Genomic DNA, 16,876 nt, shown 5'->3' with positions numbered 1-16,876 from the left:
GCCATCGATGGTGCATCCCGCCACGATCTCCGTTCGCGGCGCGCTTGATCTCGACTGTCAAAAAGGAGCGCGACGCTTAGTTCGCTTGATGCGCGCCATGCGCTTTCGCCGACCCAAGCACCTGCTTCTGAAATTTCAATTGAACGCCATGCCTCCGCTCATGGCGATGGTCTGGCCGGTCATGTAGGGATTGTTGATGAGCATCATCACCGCCGTGGCAACCTCTTCGGGTTCGCCAAATCGTCCGAGAGGTATGCGAGCGACGAGGCCCTCCTGGCCTTTCATCATGTCGGTTTCGATCAGCGAAGGCGCCACCGCGTTGACGGTGATGCCTTCCTTGACGAGGCGCGCCGCATAGCCGCGCGTCAATCCTTCCATTCCGGCCTTGGACGCATTGTAGTGAGGGCCGATCGACCCGGCGCCGCGTGCCGCGCCCGAGGAAATGTTGACGATGCGGCCCCATCTCTTCGCACGCATCATCGGCAACACCCCTTGCGTGCACAGGAAGACGGACTTTAAATTGACGGCGATGGTTTCGTCGAAGTCGGCTTCGGAGAGATCATCGACGCCGCGGACGATCGCGACGCCGGCATTGTTGACGAGGATGTCGATCGGCCCGAGCTCGGACTTCACGCGTTCCATCATCTTTGTAACGGCTTCCGCCTGCGAGACGTCAGCCTGGACTGCGACGGCCTTGCCGCCCGCGCTGCGGATTGCTTCGGCCAAGGCGTCGGCCTGCTCAGCATGGGATCGGTAGTTGATGGCGACGGCGGCGCCAGCGGCAGCCAACTCCTTCACGATGGCCGCGCCAATCCCGCGCGAGCCGCCGGTCACCAATGCCACTCGTCCACGCAACTTTTGTGTCACCATCGCCGACCTCCGATCGAGTGTCTGTCGTCAAAAGCGCTGATGAATCTAGGTCGGCCGCACCTGTCGGCAAGGGGCCGAGATGTCGGCGCGCAGCCGCGCTCCGTCCTGGCTTTGGCAATTCGTTCGCGGCTATCGCCACCTGTCGCGCATGCGGGCGGCGATGTCGATGCGCGGACCTTGGCTTGCGAGTCTTGCCGCGGCGTCGGTGGCCTTCGGCCAGCTCGTGCGCTCGAATAGCGTCAGCAACGCTTCCGGAATGAAGCGCGTCCGCGACGCATAGAGGTGGCGATCGCCTTGCGCGTTCTGGCCATGCGTGAAGAAGCGTTGCGGCACCATCAGATGCAGATCGTCCTTGGCGCGGGTCATCGCGACATAGAGCAGGCGGCGCTCCTCTTCCAGTTCGGCCGAGGTGCCCACGCCGAGGTCGGAGGGAATACAGCCGTCGACGACGTTGAGCACGAATACCGACTTCCACTCCTGGCCCTTAGCGGAATGGATGGTCGAGAGGATCAGATAATCCTCGTCGAGCAAGGGCACGCCCGCTTGGTCGCTGGTGGCATCGGGCGGATCGAGTGTGAGTTCGGTCAGGAAACGCTCGCGCGAGGCATAGCCGCCGGCGATCTGCTCGAGCTGGATGAGATCGGCGCGGCGAACCTCCGCATCTTCATGAACGCGCTCGAGATGCGGTAGATACCAGGCGCGGGCAAGTTCGAGATCAGTGGGCCATCGGCAGGCGCGTAAGTCGCTGATCGTCTCGACGAAGGCGGTCCAGTCTCGGCCGGACCGGGGAGGTGCGGGCAGGCTGGAGAGCGCCGTGACCGGCTCGGCGGCGTCCGCGATCGCATCGAGCACGCGCTGGGCGGTGGCCGGGCCAACGCCCGGCAACAGATGCAGGACGCGAAAACCGGCGACGCGATCGCGCGGGTTTTCGACAAAGCGCAGCAGCGCCAGGATGTCCTTGACATGGGCCGCATCCAGGAATTTCAGCCCGCCGAATTTGACGAAGGGAATGTTGCGGCGGGTCAGCTCTATTTCGAGCGGTCCGCTATGCGAGGAGGTGCGGAACAGCACCGCCTGCTGCTTCAACAGCGCGCCTTGCTCCCGGTTTGCCAGCACCTGCTCGACCACGTAGCGCGCCTGGTCCGCCTCGTCGCGCAGCGCCACCAGAAGCGGCTTTTGCGACGATGACCGTTCGGTCCAGAGATTTTTGGTGAAGCGTTCTCTGGCGAGACTGATGACGCCATTGGCCGCCGCGAGGATCGGCTGCGTCGAGCGGTAATTGCGATCGAGCGTGACGATTTCCGCACGCGGCGAGAACTGGCTCGGGAAATCGAGAATGTTGCGCACGGTGGCCGCGCGAAAGGAATAGATCGATTGCGCGTCGTCGCCGACGACGGTGAGGCCGGCGCCTTGCGGCTTGAGCGCGAGCAAAATCGAAGATTGCAGGCGGTTGGTGTCCTGATATTCGTCGACCAGCACATGGTCGAAGTGCGAGCCGATCTCGACGGCCAGGGCGGCATCCGAGACCATCTGCGCCCAGTACAGCAAGAGATCATCGTAATCGAGCACGTTCTGCGCCTGCTTGGCTTCGACATAGGCTGCGAACAGCGCCTTCAACTCGCCCGCCCAGCCGGCGCACCAGGGATAGGCGAGGCCAAGCACCTGCTCCAGCGAGGCATCCGCATTGACGCAGCGGGAATAGATGGAAAGGCAGGTGCCCTTGGCCGGAAAGCGGCGCTCGGTCTTGGAAAATCCGAGCTCATGGCGGACCAGGTTCATCAGGTCGGCCGAGTCCTCGCGATCATGGATGGTGAAGGCGGGATCGAGCCCGATGCGTTCGGCATATTCCCGCAACAGCCGCGCGCCGATGCCGTGGAAAGTTCCGGCCCAGGTCAGCGCGTCGGTCATTAGGGCGGAATTTTCGCCGATCACCTTGCGCGCGATGCGCTCGACGCGCGCCTTCATTTCGCCGGCTGCGCGGCGCGAGAAGGTCATCAACAGGATCCGGCGCGGATCGGCGCCGTTGGCGATCAGATGCGCAACCCGATGCGCGAGCGTGTTGGTTTTTCCCGATCCGGCGCCGGCGATGACCAGAAGCGGCGGCCCAGCCGTGCCCTGCGGCTCCACGCCATGCTCGACGGCACGGCGCTGCTCCGGATTGAGTTGATCGAGATATGTCGCAGCGGCTGTCAGCACGAATCGCCCCTCGAGACAGAATCAGCGATTTCGTCTGATTGTGCAACGCGCTGGGCGCGCGGTCTCACGGGGCAACGCCTTTCGGGGGATGATCGCCCGACGAAGGCAGGCAAGAAAGGCACTCTCCGGCACTGGCGCGAGCTGGAGGGCTTATCTCGCGGGTGCGCAGTTCATCGATCGCTGCTCGGTCCTGCAACGATCGCGCGCGATTTTGCATAGGCGAAATGCGCGGCTGGTGCCGCACGTTTGCGCTTGCCACCGGCTCCGTCACCTGATCGTCCGCGGGGTCGTCGTTGTGCTTTGAAAAGTTCCAGGCACGAGCTCTGCTGGTATCGAGATAAGTTCGGGCCGCGCTATTGCGCTTTGCGCGGCTTGGAACTTTCGCGGCGTGTTCGCTCAAAGCTGGAACCGAAAACATCCTGAAGGCAAACATCGCTTGCGCTGAGTTCCAGCCTGCGCGCCGCCAACACGTATGTGCACGTTCCTTCACCGTGTCTTCACGGGGGGAGCCTTTGTTCTCACTCTTGCGCCACAATTTGCCTGCTTCGTGTTGCGGCAGCGCGACAGTTGTGAATTGGCGTCGTGCTACTCTGACTTCAGCTCAACCGGACGGATCGTGTGATCTCGCGGTTCGTGCCGGTCCTTCGCAGGGGGGATCACGGAATGCATCACTTGTTCCGGCCTTTGCCGTGTCTCTTCGTCCTGGCCGTTCTCTCGGGGACGTCGAGCGACGCGCTCGCCAGCGCTCGTCACAAGCAAGTTCAGCATGAAAAGAAGACCGAGGCAGCAAGCGCGTCGCGAGATGACGGCAAGACCGCGCCGAAGAAGGATGCCAAGAGCAAGCGCAGTGAGCGCATCGCCGAGAAGCGGCACAAGAAGGCGCCCGCGAGCGAGAAGCCGGCCGAGCCCGCCCTCACCGGCGACCTTGCCATCTTGAAGAATGTGATCGATCTGGCACGGCAGGGTAAGACCGGCGACGCCACGACGGCCGAAAAGACGATCGGCGATCCGGCGGGGCAGAAGCTTGCCGAATGGTTCATCCTGCGTCATCCGGAGTCGCAAGCCAATTTTAGCCGCTATGCCTCTTTCGTGTCCGACAATCCGGACTGGCCGGGCGTCACCTTGATGCGCCGCCGTGCGGAGGCGCGGCTGTGGCAGGAGAAGGGCGATGCCGCCACGGTGCGCAACTTCATCGGCGAGCATCCCTTGACTGCGAAGGGCCGCTTTGCGCTCGCCCGCGTGCAGCTCGGTGAGGGCGACCGTGACGGCGCGCAGCGGCTGGTTCGCGACGCGTGGCGTTCGGAGGATTTGTCGGAGCGCACTGAATCGGACGTGCTCGACGCCTTTAGTGATCTTCTCACGATTGACGACCATTGGGCGCGCATGGACAAGCGCATCGGCGCCAAGGATATTGCAGGCGCGATGCGCGCTGCGCATCGCATCGGCGATGATGCGGTTTCGATCGTGAAGGCGTGCAGCGCCGTCAAAGGCAATGACGACAAGGCATCCGATAAACTCGATTCCGTAGCGGCCGACGCCCGCCAGGATCTCGGCTACGTGCTGTGCCGCGTCCAGTGGCTGATGCGCAAGGACAAGATTGCGGATGCAACGCGGCTTGTGCTCGCCGCGCCGGCGGCAACCATGCCGCTGCAGGACACGGACGAATGGTGGCGGGTGCGGCGCGTGCTGGCGCGCAAGCTGCTCGACGACGGCAATTACCAGAGCGCCTACGACATTGTGCACGGCGCCGCGCAGCCGGACAGCGAGAACTACCGCGCCGAATTCCATTTCCTGCAGGGCTGGATCGCGCTGCGTTATCTCGACGATGCCAAGACGGCGATGGCGCACTTCGTCCATATCGACGAGGGCTGTTCCAACCCGATTACGCTGGCACGCGCGGCTTATTGGCGCGGTCGCGCCGCCGAAGCGCTCGGCGACAAGCGGATCATGCGGCTCAACTATGAAACGGCCGCGCATTATCCCACCGCCTATTACGGGCAATTGGCGCGCGCCAAGCTCGGCATGAGACAGATCGAATTGCGCACCGTGCAGCAAATCGCTCCGGCCGGCACATCCAAATCCGCGGACGAGGTCGTGCGCGCCGCCGAGATGCTTTACTCGCTGGGCGAGCGCGACACCGTGGTCAGCTTCGTCTCCGATCTCGCCGATGACAGCAGGGATGTTGCCACGCTTGCGGCGGTCGCCGAGGTGACCGGCCGTCACAACGACGCGCGCGCCATGTTGGACCTTGGCAAGACGGCATTGGGACGCGGCCTCGCGCTGGACGCCTACGCTTTTCCGACCATCGGCATTCCGCCGCACAGCCCGATCGGGCCCCCCATCGACCGTAGCGTGATTTACTCGGTGGCGCGCACGGAAAGCGAGTTCAATCAGCGCGACAAGTCGGCGGCCAACGCGGTCGGCCTGATGCAGGTCACCCCCGAGGCCGGGCGCGACACCGCCAAGAGATTCGGCGTCGAATATGACTGGGACAGGATGGTCTCCGATCCCGTCTACAACACGCAGATGGGTGCGGCAGAGCTCAGCGCGCTCCTGCAGGAATACAAGGGTTCGCACATCATGACCTTTGCCGGCTACAATGCCGGGCGCGGCCGCGTGCGCGACTGGGTGAAAGCCTATGGCGATCCGCGCGACCCCAATGTCGATCCGGTCGATTGGGTGGAGCGCATCCCCTTCGCCGAGACGCGCAATTATGTCCAGCGCGTGATGGAGAACTTGCTGGTCTATCGTGCGCGCTTCGGCAGCGAGGAGCCGTTGATCGCGTCCGATCATCCGTCCGCGATCGGGCAGGAAACCACCAGCGCGGTGCCGGTTCCGTGAGGGCCTGAGCGCGGAAGCGCGGAAATCTCGGCGAGATCGTCGGCGCGGGTGATGTGCCTGATGATCTCCGCCGTGACCGTGCTGCGATGGGTCTGCGGCAGCATGTGACCAGCCTTCGGCAAGTGCGTCACTTGGGAGCCCGCAATCAGAGCGGCAAGCCGCGTGACGATGCGCTGGGTGACGTAGGGCGACAAGCCACCGGACATCAGCAGCGTCGGGACACGGATGGCGGCCGCCGCGGTCGCGATATTGTCTTCCGCCAGAACCGCATGGAAGTTGAACGCCAGTTCTTCGGCCTGCTCGATCATGCGCAGGCGCGCTTCGGCCGACGGCTGCTCCGCCGGTCCAGAGCCATTCCAGAACGCAATGAATTTGTCGATGGCCTCCATGAATTGGCCGTTCCAGAGATCGGCGTAAAGGCTTACGGCGAATGTCTCGAAGCGGTCGTGCAGCCGCCGGTCGACTTCGTTGTCGCGCAGCAGTGTCGGCAGCACGGGTTCGATCAAGGTCAGGCTGCGTATCCGGCTCGCAAGCGGCGAAGCAGTCGCAATCTTGAATGCGATTGCACCGCCATAGGAGTGCCCGACGAGATGGATCGGGCCGCTCGTCGCTTCGAAAGCCTCGCTCAGCAGCTCGACTTCCTCCGCGAGCGTCGCCGGGGGACTGAACACATCGCGATGCTTGTCGTGCCTGACAAGGTCAGGCGCGCACAGCCGATATCTGCCGGCGAGTGCCTCGGCCAACCGTGTCCATTGGCGGCCTGATCCCAGCGAGCAATGTAGCGCCAGGACGCAGCTTTTCGGCGTTTGCGCGGGTGAGAGCTGAATGGAATTGATCATCGAAGCGTTTCCTAGCTGAAGGTGAAGCCGAGGCCCGCGGCGGCCAGCGACATCAGGTGAGCGATGCCAAGGAGCACGAGGGAGCCGGCCGGCATCGAGGCGCCGTGCGAGGCATGGGATAGTGCCGCGGCGATCCTGATGAGGCCGAACAACGCGATCGCCATAACGGTGGACAGCCCGGCTGTACGAAAATGTGTCGAGTCGGAATGGGTGAACATCAAAGATCTCTGTCATGGGTAAGCGATCCGGGCTGCGAACCCGGAGCAGAACGAATGTTGTGAAAAAGGGGTTTGCTGGGCAGGACTAGCCCTTGAGGAATTTGGGATGTCCAAGGAGCCTCGTCGCAGGAACGTGAGTTGCTGCGCGGCGGGCGGAACTTTCGATCTGTCTTGCAGAGCTTGTAGCGACCATCTGCATCCTTCTTCGGTTCCAGAGCAGCCTCATCGGCAGGCTGCGGTGAACCAAACATGCCAGTCGTTTGACCTAAAGACTCCGAGGACGACTTGATTTTACCTTTAGATCAGCTTGATTGTTTCATGAGGCCCAGATTGACGTGCAATTTGTCTTTTCCAATCATGTGCTTGATACGGACCGTCACGAACTGAGCTGCGATGGCCGCGCGATCGCGGTCGAGCCTCAGGTGTTTGATCTTCTGGTCTACCTGCTCGAAAATCGAGAGCGGGTGGTCAGCAAGGATGACCTGATCGACAAGGTCTGGGGTGGACGGATCGTGTCGGACTCAACGCTGACGAGCCGCATCAACGCCGCGCGGAAAGCGATCGGCGACAGCGGCGCCGAGCAGAACCTGATCCGAACGGTGCCGCGCAAGGGGCTGCGCTTTGTCGGAGCCGTGCGAACGCAGCTCAGCGGCGCGCGCGCGGACCAAGCGGCTGCGCCCGAGCAGGTCAGGCCGGCGCAACCGAGCCTGCCGCTTCCCGACCGCCCGGCGATCGCGGTGTTGCCCTTCACCAATATGAGCGGCGACCGCGACCAGGACTATTTCTCCGATGGAATCAGCGAGGACATCATCACCGCGCTGTCCAAGCTGCGCTGGTTCTTCGTGATCGCGCGCAACTCGTCCTTCATCTACAAGGGCAGGGCGGTGCACATCAATCAGATCGCCCAGGAACTCGGCGTCCGCTACGTTCTCGAAGGCAGTGTGCGCAAGAGCGGCGATCAGGTGCGGATCTCGGCACAGCTCAACGACGCGTCGACTGGCAGCCACCTCTGGGCCGAACGCTACGACCGGAGCCTGGCCGACGTCTTCGCGGTGCAGGACGAGATCACGGAATCGATCGTTGCGGCGATCGAGCCGCAGCTCTACGCCGCGGAAAACTTCCGCGCGCAGCGCAAGCCGCCCGGAAGCCTGGACGCCTGGGATCTGGTCATGCGCGCGCTGTCGCACTTCTGGCGGATCACGCGAGAGGACAATGTGGCGACCCAGGCGCTGCTGGAAAAGGCCATCGCCATCGACCCGCACTATGGTCAGGCGCTCGGCGTGCTCGCCACAAGCCACATCTTCGGCGCTCACATGGGATGGGCGGACATGCGCGCCGTCGTCCCGATCGCCGAACGCGCGGCGCTGGCGGCGGTGGAGGCCGACACCGAGGATGCATGGGCCCATCATGGGCTGGCCTATACCTATCTGTTCGCGAGACGCTTCGACGATGCGATCGCGGAGTTCGAACTAGCCCTGCGGCTCAACCCGAATTTTTCCCTTGCCCAAGCCTTTTACGGCGTGACGCTATGCTATTCCGGGCACTGGGAGGAGGGGGATCTTGCGGTGCGCCGGGCGCTGCGGCTCAGCCCGCGCGATCCCTCTTCGACGCTGTATTACGGCATTGCCGCCTATGCCCAGTTCATCGGCCGCCACTACGACGAGGCGATCCGGCTTGCACGGGAGTCGCTGCGCCAGCGCGGCGACTTCGTCGGTGGGCACCGTGTTCTGACCGCGGCGGCCGGCATGGCGGGATATGATGAAATGGCGAAGGCGGCGTTGCGGGAGCTTCGCCGCGCTCAGCCGAATATCTCGCTCGCCTGGGTCGCGAGCGAGATGCCGATGAAGCGTTGCGCGGACCGCGAACACTATCTCGAGGGCTTTCGCCGCGCAGGGCTGACGTGACGTCGCGAGCTCAGCGCGCCCGTCTCATTCCTCAACCATTGTGCCGGAGCCGCCGAATTCGGCCGGAAAATCCCTGAATTTCGGCAACCCATCCCGCATCGGCAGCACCGTCTCGCCGTAGTTGACGTGAACACCCGGCGCGAAGGCGAGCGTCGGAATGGTCGCGGTGAATACGTCGACCAGGCCAAGCGAGGGATGATTAGTCATCAAATGGCCGCCGCATTTCCTGCAATATTTGCGTTGGCTCATCGCGGACTTCATGAATGTCGCCACATGCTCCGCCCCCGCAATGATCCGCACCGCCTCCGGCTTCCAGAGACTGAAGGCGTTGACCGGGCTGCCGGACCAGGAGCGGCAGGAACGGCAATGGCAGTAGCCCGCGGCTTCTGGCGCCCCGGCAACTTCGAGTTCGACGGCGCCGCAGAAACAGTTGCCGAAGTGCTTCATCCTTGTTTCCTCTCGATTGCTTCATCTTCCATTCCCTCCAATTTCGATCGCCGTCACGTTGACTTGCGCCAGGGAATGAGCATCGCGACGCGCCTTCTGTATTGGCGATATTGATCGCCATACAGTTCGACCAGGTCGCGCTCCTCGAAGAAGATGCCGACGAAAATGTAGGACGTTGTCACCGCCGCGAACAACAGATGTCCGGCCGTCATCACCGGCGTGGCCCAGAAGGCGATAATGAAGCCGAGATAGATCGGATGCCGCACGAGCTTGTAGTAGATCGGCGTTCGGAACTCGGGCGGCGGCATCTCGCGACCTGCGAGGTTCGCCACGACCTGGCGCAAGCCGAACAATTCAAAGTGATTGATCAGGAAAGTGCTGGTGAACACGATCACCCAGCCGATAAATGATATTGTCGCAATCGCCGCTGCGAGATCAGGGTCCTCGGCTTGCCAAACAATTGCCGGCATCGGGCGCCACTGCCAGAACAGCAGCATGAGGCACAGGCTCGCCAGCAGCACATAGGTGCTTCGCTCGGCTGACTTCGGTACGTATTGCGTCCACCATTCCTTGAAGCCTCTGCGCGCCATCACGCTATGTTGCACGGCGAACAGGGACATCAAGAGCAGGTTTACGATAACGGCCTCGATGACCGGCGTCTCGGGGCCGCTGTCAATGGTTTTGGGCACGACGGCGCCCATGGTGAAACCGATGGCGTAAAGAATTGTCGCGCAGAATGCGAAATAGGCGAGGATGCCGTAAAGAAAGACAACGATCTTTGCAATGCGATATGGTGAAACGGCTGGTTCAGTAGACTGAATGTGGGTCATGGTCGATCCGCTAACAACAGTGGTCAGGCCCCCCTATGAATTGCGGCAGAATGCCGAAAGCGCGCGGCCAGGGCTTTGGCCGGGGCTTGATTTTTTCGTGAGGCGACACTGATTTTTTCTTGAGGCCGGATGCGAGCCGGGTTGGGCCGTGCAATTTGTCTTCGAAGACCATGTGCTTGATATTGACCGCCGCGAATTGCTGCGCGGTGGCGTTCACATCGCCGTGCAGCCGCAGGTCTTCGATCTGCTGACCCATCTGATCGAGAATCGAGACCGCGTCGTCACCAAGGAGGATTTGATTTCCTTGGTCTGGGCTGGCCGGACCGTGTCCGACTCCACGCTGACCAGCCGTATCAATGCGGCGCGAACGGCCGTCGGGGACAGCGGCAAGGCGCAGAGGCTGATCCGCACCGTCGCCCGCAAGGGCTTCCGCTTCATCGGCGAAGTGCGGAAGCAACCCGTGAGCGCTTCGGCCGCAGATGCGTCGCCGCAGCGCGGCCATTCGGCGCAACGGGAAATGGCGGTACCCGACCGGCCGGCGATCGCCGTGCTCGCCTTCGAGAATATGAGCGAAGATCCGGAGCAGGAGTATTTTTGCGACGGGATCAGCGAGGACATCCTCACCGCGCTGTCGAAGGTGAAGTGGTTCTTCGTGATCGCCCGCAACTCGTCCTTCAGCTACAAGGGCAGGGCGGTCCATATCAACCAGATTGCCGAAGAGTTGTCCGTGCGCTACGTCCTTGAAGGCAGCGTGCGCAAAGACAGTGGGCGTGTTCGCATCACCGCTCAGCTCAATGACGTCGCGACCGGCAGTCACGTCTGGGCCGAGCGCTACGATCGCGATCTGACCGACGTCTTCGCCGTCCAGGACGAAATCACGACGGCCATCGTCGCCGCCATCGAGCCGCAGATCTACGCCGCCGAGAATTTTCGCGCCAGGCGCAAGCCGCCTCACAACCTGGACGCCTGGGATCTCGTCATGCGGGCGCTGTCTCATTACTGGCGCGTCACGCGGCATGACCAGTCGATCGCGCAGGCGCTCTTGGAGCAGGCCATCGCGATCGATCCGAACTATGGTCAGGCCTTGTCGGTGCTCGCCACCAGCCACATGCGCGGCGTTCATCTCGGTTGGACGGATCTTGCGACAGTGGCGCCGGTGGCCGAACGTGCAGCGCTCAAGGCCGTCGAAGTGGCCGGAGACGATGCGTGGGCCCGCACGGCGCTGGGCAGCGTCTATTTCTCGACCCGGCGGCTTGCGGATGCCATCAGCGAGTTCGAGCTTGCGCTTCAGCTAAACCCGAACTTCTCGATGGCGCACGGATATTACGCGCTTGCGCTATGCTATTGCGGACGGCCGGGACACGCTTACGAAGCGGCGCAGCGCGCGATCCGGCATAGCCCGCGCGATCCGTCGCTTGCGATCTACCATGGGATCGCCGCTTATGCACGTTTTGTGGAGAACAGGTATGACGAAGCAATCGCCCTTGCGCGCGAGGCCGTCCGTCAGCGCGGTGATCTTACGGGCGCGTACCGGGTTCTGACGGTCGCTGCCGGAATGGCAGGGGATCTCGACGCGGCACGCGCCGCGTTGCAGGAACTGCGTCGCTCCCAGCCAAATATCTCGCTCGCCTGGATCGCAAACGAGCTGCCATGGAAGTTCGATGCCGATCGACAGCACTATCTCGAAGGCTTCCGCCGTGCCGGGCTGACTTGAACAGCACCGCCCGGCAAGTCGGCTCATTTGGCGGGCTTGGTTGACGGCGCTCGTCCGGCTCCGCAATTTGATCGGCGGATGCTCCTTAGCGCGATGGCACGCTCGCGATTTGCTCCATTGCGAGCGCGCGCAGCTTGTTGCGCTGGATCTTCACGCCGTTGGCGCTTTCGGTGACGGGGAAGGCGTCGATGAAGAAGATGCGGGCCGGAACCTTGTAGCCCGCGAGCCGCTCGCGCAAACGCGCGGTCAAGGCTTCCGGCTGCGGAGGCGTATCGCCCTCGGCAATGACAAAGGCTGCGCAGCGGGGCTGGCCGCCGATCTCGACGCCGACGACCTGCGCGTCCGCAACCCCGGCGCAGGCCTTGAGCTCGTCCTCGATTTCGCCGGGGGCGACCAGGAAGCCGCCGAGCCGCATGGCGTCGCCGCCCCGCGTCTCGTAGATGAACGAACCATCGCCGCGCAGCCGGCCGACATCGCCGGTGCGGAAGAAGCCGTCCGCGGTGATCGCCTCACGCGTGGCGTCCGGATTGCGGAAGTAGCCGAGAAAGCGCGAGGGCGCTTTGATCTCGAGTTCGCCGGAGACGCCGGGCGCGGCGAGCCCGCCGCCCTCCGGATCGCGCACGCGGACGATGGCGTCGGGCGACATCGGCCAGCCGCCGCATTCGATGCGCTCGGCGAATGGCGCGTTGTTGCGGCCGATCGAGAACAGTGCCTGCAGCTCGCTCGAGCCGTAGAGCCCGTAGAGCGGCAGCCCGCGCGCTGCGGCGGCTTCGGCGAATTCGCGCCAGCCGGGCTGGAACGCCGCAAAGCCGAAAAGCCGCGCGGTTGGGAAAGGACGCGGCATGTCTGTCAGCGCCAGGATGCGGCGGAACATCTCGTCCGAGCCGAAACTGTGTGTGATCTTAGCCTCCGCGAGCACCCGCAGTGCCGCTGCCGGCTCGAACGCATCGAGCACATGGGCCGTTATGCCGGCCGCGAAGGCGGCGAGCACGCCGGTCATGCCGAAAGTTCCGCAGAACGGCAGCATCGCCAGCAGCGAATGCTTTTTCGGCACCAGCGCGAGTGCCGTTGCGACCGCGCGGGCGTGGCTGGCGAGGGTGCGTTGCGAATGCGCGACCAGCTTGGGTCCCCTGGTCGTGCCGGAGGTGGTGTAAAGCAGCACCGGCGCATCGACATCCGGCGGCGGCAATGGGGCTGCCGGATACGGCCTCTCGAACGCATCGAAGCGCAGGCACGGCCAGGCGCTCTCCAGTTCTCCCGCGCCGACCACTGTAATGCGGGCAAGCTCCGGCACGGCGGCTTTGTCGATCCCGCCGAGGATCGCGGCAAAGTCGATCGAGCGGAACGAGGCCTCGCTGACGAGCAGTTTTGCGCCGGAGAGGGCGAGCACATGCGCGACCTCGGCGCTGCGATAGCGCGTGTTGAGGGCCGCAACGATCGCGCCGAGCTTTGCCGCGGCAAACAACAGAGCCAGCCATTCCAGGCGATTGACCAGCCATACCGCGATCACGTCGCCGCGGCCGATGCCTTGCGCGGCCAGCCAGGCAACCGTTTGTTCCACGCGCTGCGCGAACTCCCCATGAGAAACGGCTTTGCCGTCGAACACGAAAGCGGGTTCGGCGGGCGCGGCGTTTTCCAAAAACGCGGTCAGGGACGGAGGGGCGCTCGACATGAAGCGTTTATAACAGCGCGGCGCCCGTCAGGAGAAGTGCGGCCTCGGCCATCTGTTCGAAGGTGCCGATCACGTCGCCGGTCTGGCCGCCGATCTGGGACCGCGAGAGCCGCGCGAGCAGCAGCCCGATCGCCGCCACCGCGAGGCAGCCGATCAGCGTCGCTCCTGTGCCAAAGCCGATCAGCAGCACGATGACGCCAAGGCCAAGCGCGATCACAACGCTCTGTATCGGCGGCTGGCCGGCGCCGCTCGAAAGCCCGTCCGCGCGCGCCGGCGGCAGCAAGCGCATGAAGGCCGGTAGCCCCGCACGCCCTGCGCCGTGCGCGACCACAAGCGCAACCGCCACCGAATGCCAGTCATCGAAGCTCGCGATCGCACTCCAGCGGAGCAGCAGCGACACGCCGAGCGCGCAGGCGCCGAACGTGCCGATGCGGCTGTCGCGCATGATCTCCAGCTTGCGCTCGCGCGTCTTGCCGCCGCCAAAACCGTCGGCGGTGTCGGCCAGCCCGTCCTCATGCATCGCGCCGGTGAACGAGATGGTTGCGGCAAGCGCCAGCACTGAGGCGGACTGCGGCGGGATGTGCAGACGGCTCGCGAGCCAATAGGTCACGGCCCCGAGCAGGCCGATGAGCAGCCCGGCGACCGGGAAGGCCCAGCTTGCCCGCGCCACTTCGCCGTCCGCAACCGATACGAGCGATCCGACCGGCAGTCGGGTGCAAAGCGTGACGGCGATCCGCAAATCCTGGACAAAACTTCGCAGCCCCTCTTCGCGCTCCATGCTCGCTGCCTCGCTATTTCACCCGCATCGGCAAGCCGGCCACGACGAACTCCACCTCATCGGCGACACGCGCGATGACCTGGTTGAGGAGCCCGGCCGCGTCGCGAAATTCGCGCGCCAACGCATTGTCGGGCACGATGCCCAGCCCCACTTCATTGGTCACCAGCACGACCGGGCTGCGCTGTCGCGAGAGCGCGGCTGCGAGCATGTCGCCCTCGATGCGCCAATCGCGCTGCGCGTGCATGAGATTGGAGAGCCATAGCGTCAGGCAATCGATCAGGCGTGCGCCGGCGCCGTCGGAGCCCTCGAGCGCAGCCGCCAGCTCGATCGGGACTTCGCGCTCGATCCAGTCGTTGCCGCGCCGGGCGCGGTGTCTTGCGATGCGCGCGCGCATCTCCTCATCCAGCCCTTCGGCGGTGGCGATACAGACCGGCTTGCCGGGGAAGGAGAGCGCGCGCTGTTCCGCCCGCGTGCTCTTGCCCGATCGTGCACCGCCGGTGATGAGGATGATTGGCATCTGGCCCTCCGCGTCCGCCATCGCAGTAATCCAATCCTGCCCCGATGACAAAGGCCTAATTCGGAAGCCATGGGGCTTGCGGAAGACAAGCATTCTTGCGCATCAGTGGGAGGCAACGCGGGGGACCGAAGTGGGTTTTGCGGGAGCAATGCTGGTTGCAATGGCGATCGATGGCGTGCTGGGTTGGCCCGGCAGCCTCTACGCGCGTATCGGTCATCCCGTCACCTGGCTCGGCCGGCTGATCGCCGCGCTCGATAAGTCCTGGAACAGGGACCATGACCCGCCCTGGAGGCGACGCATTGCGGGCGTCTTCGCCGCTCTTTTCGTCGTCGGTCTGGCCGGCGCGCTCGCGTTCGCGCTGCAGATCGCGATCGGCTCGGGCTGGCGTCAGGTGTTGCTGGTGGGCGTGCTCGCCTGGCCCTTCGTTGCATTGCGCTCGCTCCACGAGCATGTGGCCGCGGTCGCAGGACCCTTGCAGGCCGGCGATGTCGCCGCCGCGCGCCAAGCCGTGTCGATGATCGTCGGGCGCGATCCGAGCAAGCTGGATGAGGCGGGGATCGCCCGGGCCGCGATCGAGAGCCTGGCGGAAAACACCAGCGATGCTGTGGTGGCGCCGATCTTCTGGGGCGCGCTGTTCGGGCTGCCCGGCATCGTCGCCTACAAGGCGATCAACACGCTGGATTCCATGATCGGCCATCGCGATCAGCGGCACGAATGGTTCGGCTGGGCCGCGGCGCGCATCGACGATATCGCCAATCTCGTGCCGGCGCGCCTCACCGCTGTGCTGTTTGCGCTGCTCTCGGCGCGACCGGCCGAGGCGCTGGGCTGTATGGGGCGGGATGCGCGCCATCACCGCTCGATCAATGCGGGCTGGCCGGAAGCGGCGGTCGCAGGCGGGCTCGGCGTGCGGCTGTGCGGGCCACGCATCTATCACGGCGTACTTGCCGATGAACCCTGGTTGAACGGCGGGGCGCGGGATCCCCGACCCGATGACGTTGCCTCCGCTCTAAGGCTCTATGTTCGCGCCTTGATTGGCTGCGCGGGGCTTCTTGTCGTTGTCGCCTTGGTGTAAGCCTGTTCGCATGATCGACCACGGCGGAAATCTTGATCTCGCGCGCGCGCGCTTCGGCGGCGAGCTCGCGGATTGGACCGATCTCTCCACCGGGATCAATCGTCTGCCCTATCCGATTCCGGAATTGTCGCCGCAGCTCTGGAACGCGCTGCCTTCGCGCGCCCAGATCGAATCGCTGCATGAGGCCGCGCGGCAGGCGTATGACACCACCGCGCCCATGATCGCGACGGCCGGCGCGCAAGCGGCGATCCAGCTATTGCCGCGGCTCGCGCCGCCTGGCTGCGCAAAAATTCTCAGCCCCACCTATGGCGAGTTTGGCCACGTGCTGCGGATGGCGGGTTGGGAGGTGGAAGCTGTCTCGGATCTCGAAGCGCTCGACGGCGCCGATCTCGCCATCATCGTCAATCCGAACAATCCGGACGGACGCCGACATGATCCAAGCACATTGTCGGCCTTGGCGGTGCGCGTCGGCCGGCTTGTTGTCGATGAGAGCTTTGGCGACGTGATGCCGGAACTCTCGCTGGCGCCGCGCGCCGGACAGCGCGGGCTTCTGGTGCTGCGCTCCTTCGGCAAATTCTATGGCCTGGCCGGCTTGCGACTCGGTTTCGTGCTGGGTTGCGAGGCTGATATTGCGACACTCGCCGGCATGTCGGGGCCGTGGCCGGTCTCGGGCGTCGCCATCGAGATCGGGCGGCGCGCGCTGTTGGATCGGCAATGGGCCGACGCGACGCGTGCGCGCCTCGTTCGGGACGCCGCTCGCCTGGATGAGCTAGCGCGCGGGGTGGGGTGGGCACTTCTCGGCGGCACGCCGCTGTTCCGCCTTTATGAGACTGGCGATGGTCTGCTCGCTCAAGAGCGGCTTGCGCGCGCGCGCATCTGGTCGCGCGTCTTCAAGGATAGGCCGTCCTGGCTGCGGCTTGGCTTGCCGGGTGATGAGGCGGAATGGCAGCGACTTTCCGCGGCGCTTGCGCGCTAAAG

The 16,876-nt window shown here is 64.3% G+C and carries 14 protein-coding genes; 5 read left to right on the top strand and 9 right to left on the bottom strand.

All coding sequences use genetic code 11. The features are described from left to right. Nucleotides 1-135: 135 nt before the first annotated feature. Both P6U23_RS31550 and P6U23_RS31545 read right to left on the bottom strand, forming a co-directional pair. Nucleotides 136-870, bottom strand: coding sequence for an SDR family NAD(P)-dependent oxidoreductase (locus tag P6U23_RS31550; protein ID WP_407176270.1), 735 nt, complete (start codon nucleotides 868-870; stop codon nucleotides 136-138). Nucleotides 871-999: 129 nt separating this feature from the next. Further along, complete coding sequence (locus P6U23_RS31545; RefSeq protein WP_407176269.1) at nucleotides 1,000-3,066, bottom strand: ATP-dependent helicase; 2,067 nt, start codon at nucleotides 3,064-3,066, stop codon at nucleotides 1,000-1,002. A 663-nt stretch (nucleotides 3,067-3,729) separates the two neighbouring features. Here P6U23_RS31545 and P6U23_RS31540 point away from each other — a divergent pair. Next, nucleotides 3,730-5,907, top strand: a complete 2,178-nt coding sequence (locus P6U23_RS31540; protein ID WP_407176268.1) for a transglycosylase SLT domain-containing protein — start codon at nucleotides 3,730-3,732, stop codon at nucleotides 5,905-5,907. Here P6U23_RS31540 and P6U23_RS31535 read toward each other — a convergent pair. Then, nucleotides 5,856-6,746, bottom strand: coding sequence for an alpha/beta fold hydrolase (locus P6U23_RS31535; RefSeq protein WP_407176267.1), 891 nt, complete (start codon nucleotides 6,744-6,746; stop codon nucleotides 5,856-5,858). The two genes, P6U23_RS31540 and P6U23_RS31535, sit on opposite strands and share 52 nt — an antisense overlap. A gap of 11 nt (nucleotides 6,747-6,757) precedes the next feature. Continuing rightward, nucleotides 6,758-6,964 carry a hypothetical protein gene (locus P6U23_RS31530; RefSeq protein ID WP_407176266.1) on the bottom strand — a complete coding sequence of 69 codons (207 nt, stop codon included), beginning with the start codon at nucleotides 6,962-6,964 and terminating at the stop codon, nucleotides 6,758-6,760. 335 nt (nucleotides 6,965-7,299) lie between these two features. Here P6U23_RS31530 and P6U23_RS31525 point away from each other — a divergent pair, with 335 nt between their 5' ends. Next, entirely contained in the window at nucleotides 7,300-8,868 is a 1,569-nt protein-coding gene (locus P6U23_RS31525) for a winged helix-turn-helix domain-containing tetratricopeptide repeat protein (RefSeq protein ID WP_407176265.1), read from the top strand. A 24-nt stretch (nucleotides 8,869-8,892) separates the two neighbouring features. On the opposite strand, the gene P6U23_RS31520 is transcribed toward P6U23_RS31525, so the two are convergent. Together P6U23_RS31520 and mddA are read right to left on the bottom strand one after the other, a co-directional pair. Next, the gene (locus P6U23_RS31520; RefSeq protein WP_407176264.1) at nucleotides 8,893-9,315 is read right to left on the bottom strand and encodes a GFA family protein; all 423 of its coding nucleotides are present in this window, start codon (nucleotides 9,313-9,315) and stop codon (nucleotides 8,893-8,895) included. A gap of 53 nt (nucleotides 9,316-9,368) precedes the next feature. Further along, nucleotides 9,369-10,145 (bottom strand): methanethiol S-methyltransferase, encoded by a 777-nt coding sequence (gene mddA, locus P6U23_RS31515; RefSeq protein WP_407176263.1) that lies wholly within the window; start codon nucleotides 10,143-10,145, stop codon nucleotides 9,369-9,371. A gap of 148 nt (nucleotides 10,146-10,293) precedes the next feature. Between mddA and P6U23_RS31510 the strand changes: the two genes are divergently transcribed. Continuing rightward, nucleotides 10,294-11,859, top strand: coding sequence for a winged helix-turn-helix domain-containing tetratricopeptide repeat protein (locus P6U23_RS31510; RefSeq protein WP_407176262.1), 1,566 nt, complete (start codon nucleotides 10,294-10,296; stop codon nucleotides 11,857-11,859). Nucleotides 11,860-11,944: 85 nt separating this feature from the next. Here P6U23_RS31510 and P6U23_RS31505 read toward each other — a convergent pair whose 3' ends face one another. From P6U23_RS31505 to cobU, 3 genes are read right to left on the bottom strand one after another with little or no spacing between them, the layout of a single operon-like run. Beyond that, nucleotides 11,945-13,531, bottom strand: coding sequence for an AMP-binding protein (locus P6U23_RS31505; protein WP_407176261.1), 1,587 nt, complete (start codon nucleotides 13,529-13,531; stop codon nucleotides 11,945-11,947). Between the two features lie 7 nt (nucleotides 13,532-13,538). After that, nucleotides 13,539-14,309 (bottom strand): adenosylcobinamide-GDP ribazoletransferase, encoded by a 771-nt coding sequence (gene cobS, locus P6U23_RS31500; protein WP_407176260.1) that lies wholly within the window; start codon nucleotides 14,307-14,309, stop codon nucleotides 13,539-13,541. A 13-nt stretch (nucleotides 14,310-14,322) separates the two neighbouring features. Next, nucleotides 14,323-14,826, bottom strand: coding sequence for a bifunctional adenosylcobinamide kinase/adenosylcobinamide-phosphate guanylyltransferase (gene cobU, locus P6U23_RS31495; RefSeq protein WP_407176259.1), 504 nt, complete (start codon nucleotides 14,824-14,826; stop codon nucleotides 14,323-14,325). A gap of 148 nt (nucleotides 14,827-14,974) precedes the next feature. Between cobU and cbiB the strand changes: the two genes are divergently transcribed. After that, nucleotides 14,975-15,898: an adenosylcobinamide-phosphate synthase CbiB gene (gene cbiB, locus P6U23_RS31490; protein ID WP_407176258.1), complete on the top strand. Its 924-nt coding sequence runs from the start codon at nucleotides 14,975-14,977 to the stop codon at nucleotides 15,896-15,898. Nucleotides 15,899-15,908: 10 nt separating this feature from the next. Next, the gene (cobD, locus tag P6U23_RS31485; RefSeq protein ID WP_407176257.1) at nucleotides 15,909-16,874 is read left to right on the top strand and encodes a threonine-phosphate decarboxylase CobD; all 966 of its coding nucleotides are present in this window, start codon (nucleotides 15,909-15,911) and stop codon (nucleotides 16,872-16,874) included. Nucleotides 16,875-16,876 lie beyond the last annotated feature (2 nt).

This window comes from Bradyrhizobium sp. STM 3562, from assembly GCF_045571435.1.
Taxonomy (GTDB): Bacteria; Pseudomonadota; Alphaproteobacteria; order Rhizobiales; family Xanthobacteraceae; genus Bradyrhizobium.
This window is presented reverse-complemented; position numbering and strand designations above follow the sequence as displayed.

Bases quoted from the DNA above. Each gene is read 5' to 3' on its own strand.
- P6U23_RS31550 (WP_407176270.1), bottom strand. From the start codon at position 870: ATGGTGACACAAAAGTTGCGTGGACGAGTGGCATTGGTGACCGGCGGC.
- P6U23_RS31540 (WP_407176268.1), top strand. From the start codon at position 3,730: ATGCATCACTTGTTCCGGCCTTTGCCGTGTCTCTTCGTCCTGGCCGTT.
- P6U23_RS31535 (WP_407176267.1), bottom strand. From the start codon at position 6,746: ATGATCAATTCCATTCAGCTCTCACCCGCGCAAACGCCGAAAAGCTGC.
- P6U23_RS31530 (WP_407176266.1), bottom strand. From the start codon at position 6,964: ATGTTCACCCATTCCGACTCGACACATTTTCGTACAGCCGGGCTGTCC.
- P6U23_RS31520 (WP_407176264.1), bottom strand. From the start codon at position 9,315: ATGAAGCACTTCGGCAACTGTTTCTGCGGCGCCGTCGAACTCGAAGTT.
- mddA (WP_407176263.1), bottom strand. From the start codon at position 10,145: ATGACCCACATTCAGTCTACTGAACCAGCCGTTTCACCATATCGCATT.
- P6U23_RS31505 (WP_407176261.1), bottom strand. From the start codon at position 13,531: ATGTCGAGCGCCCCTCCGTCCCTGACCGCGTTTTTGGAAAACGCCGCG.
- cobS (WP_407176260.1), bottom strand. From the start codon at position 14,309: ATGGAGCGCGAAGAGGGGCTGCGAAGTTTTGTCCAGGATTTGCGGATC.
- cobU (WP_407176259.1), bottom strand. From the start codon at position 14,826: ATGCCAATCATCCTCATCACCGGCGGTGCACGATCGGGCAAGAGCACG.
- cbiB (WP_407176258.1), top strand. From the start codon at position 14,975: ATGCTGGTTGCAATGGCGATCGATGGCGTGCTGGGTTGGCCCGGCAGC.
- cobD (WP_407176257.1), top strand. From the start codon at position 15,909: ATGATCGACCACGGCGGAAATCTTGATCTCGCGCGCGCGCGCTTCGGC.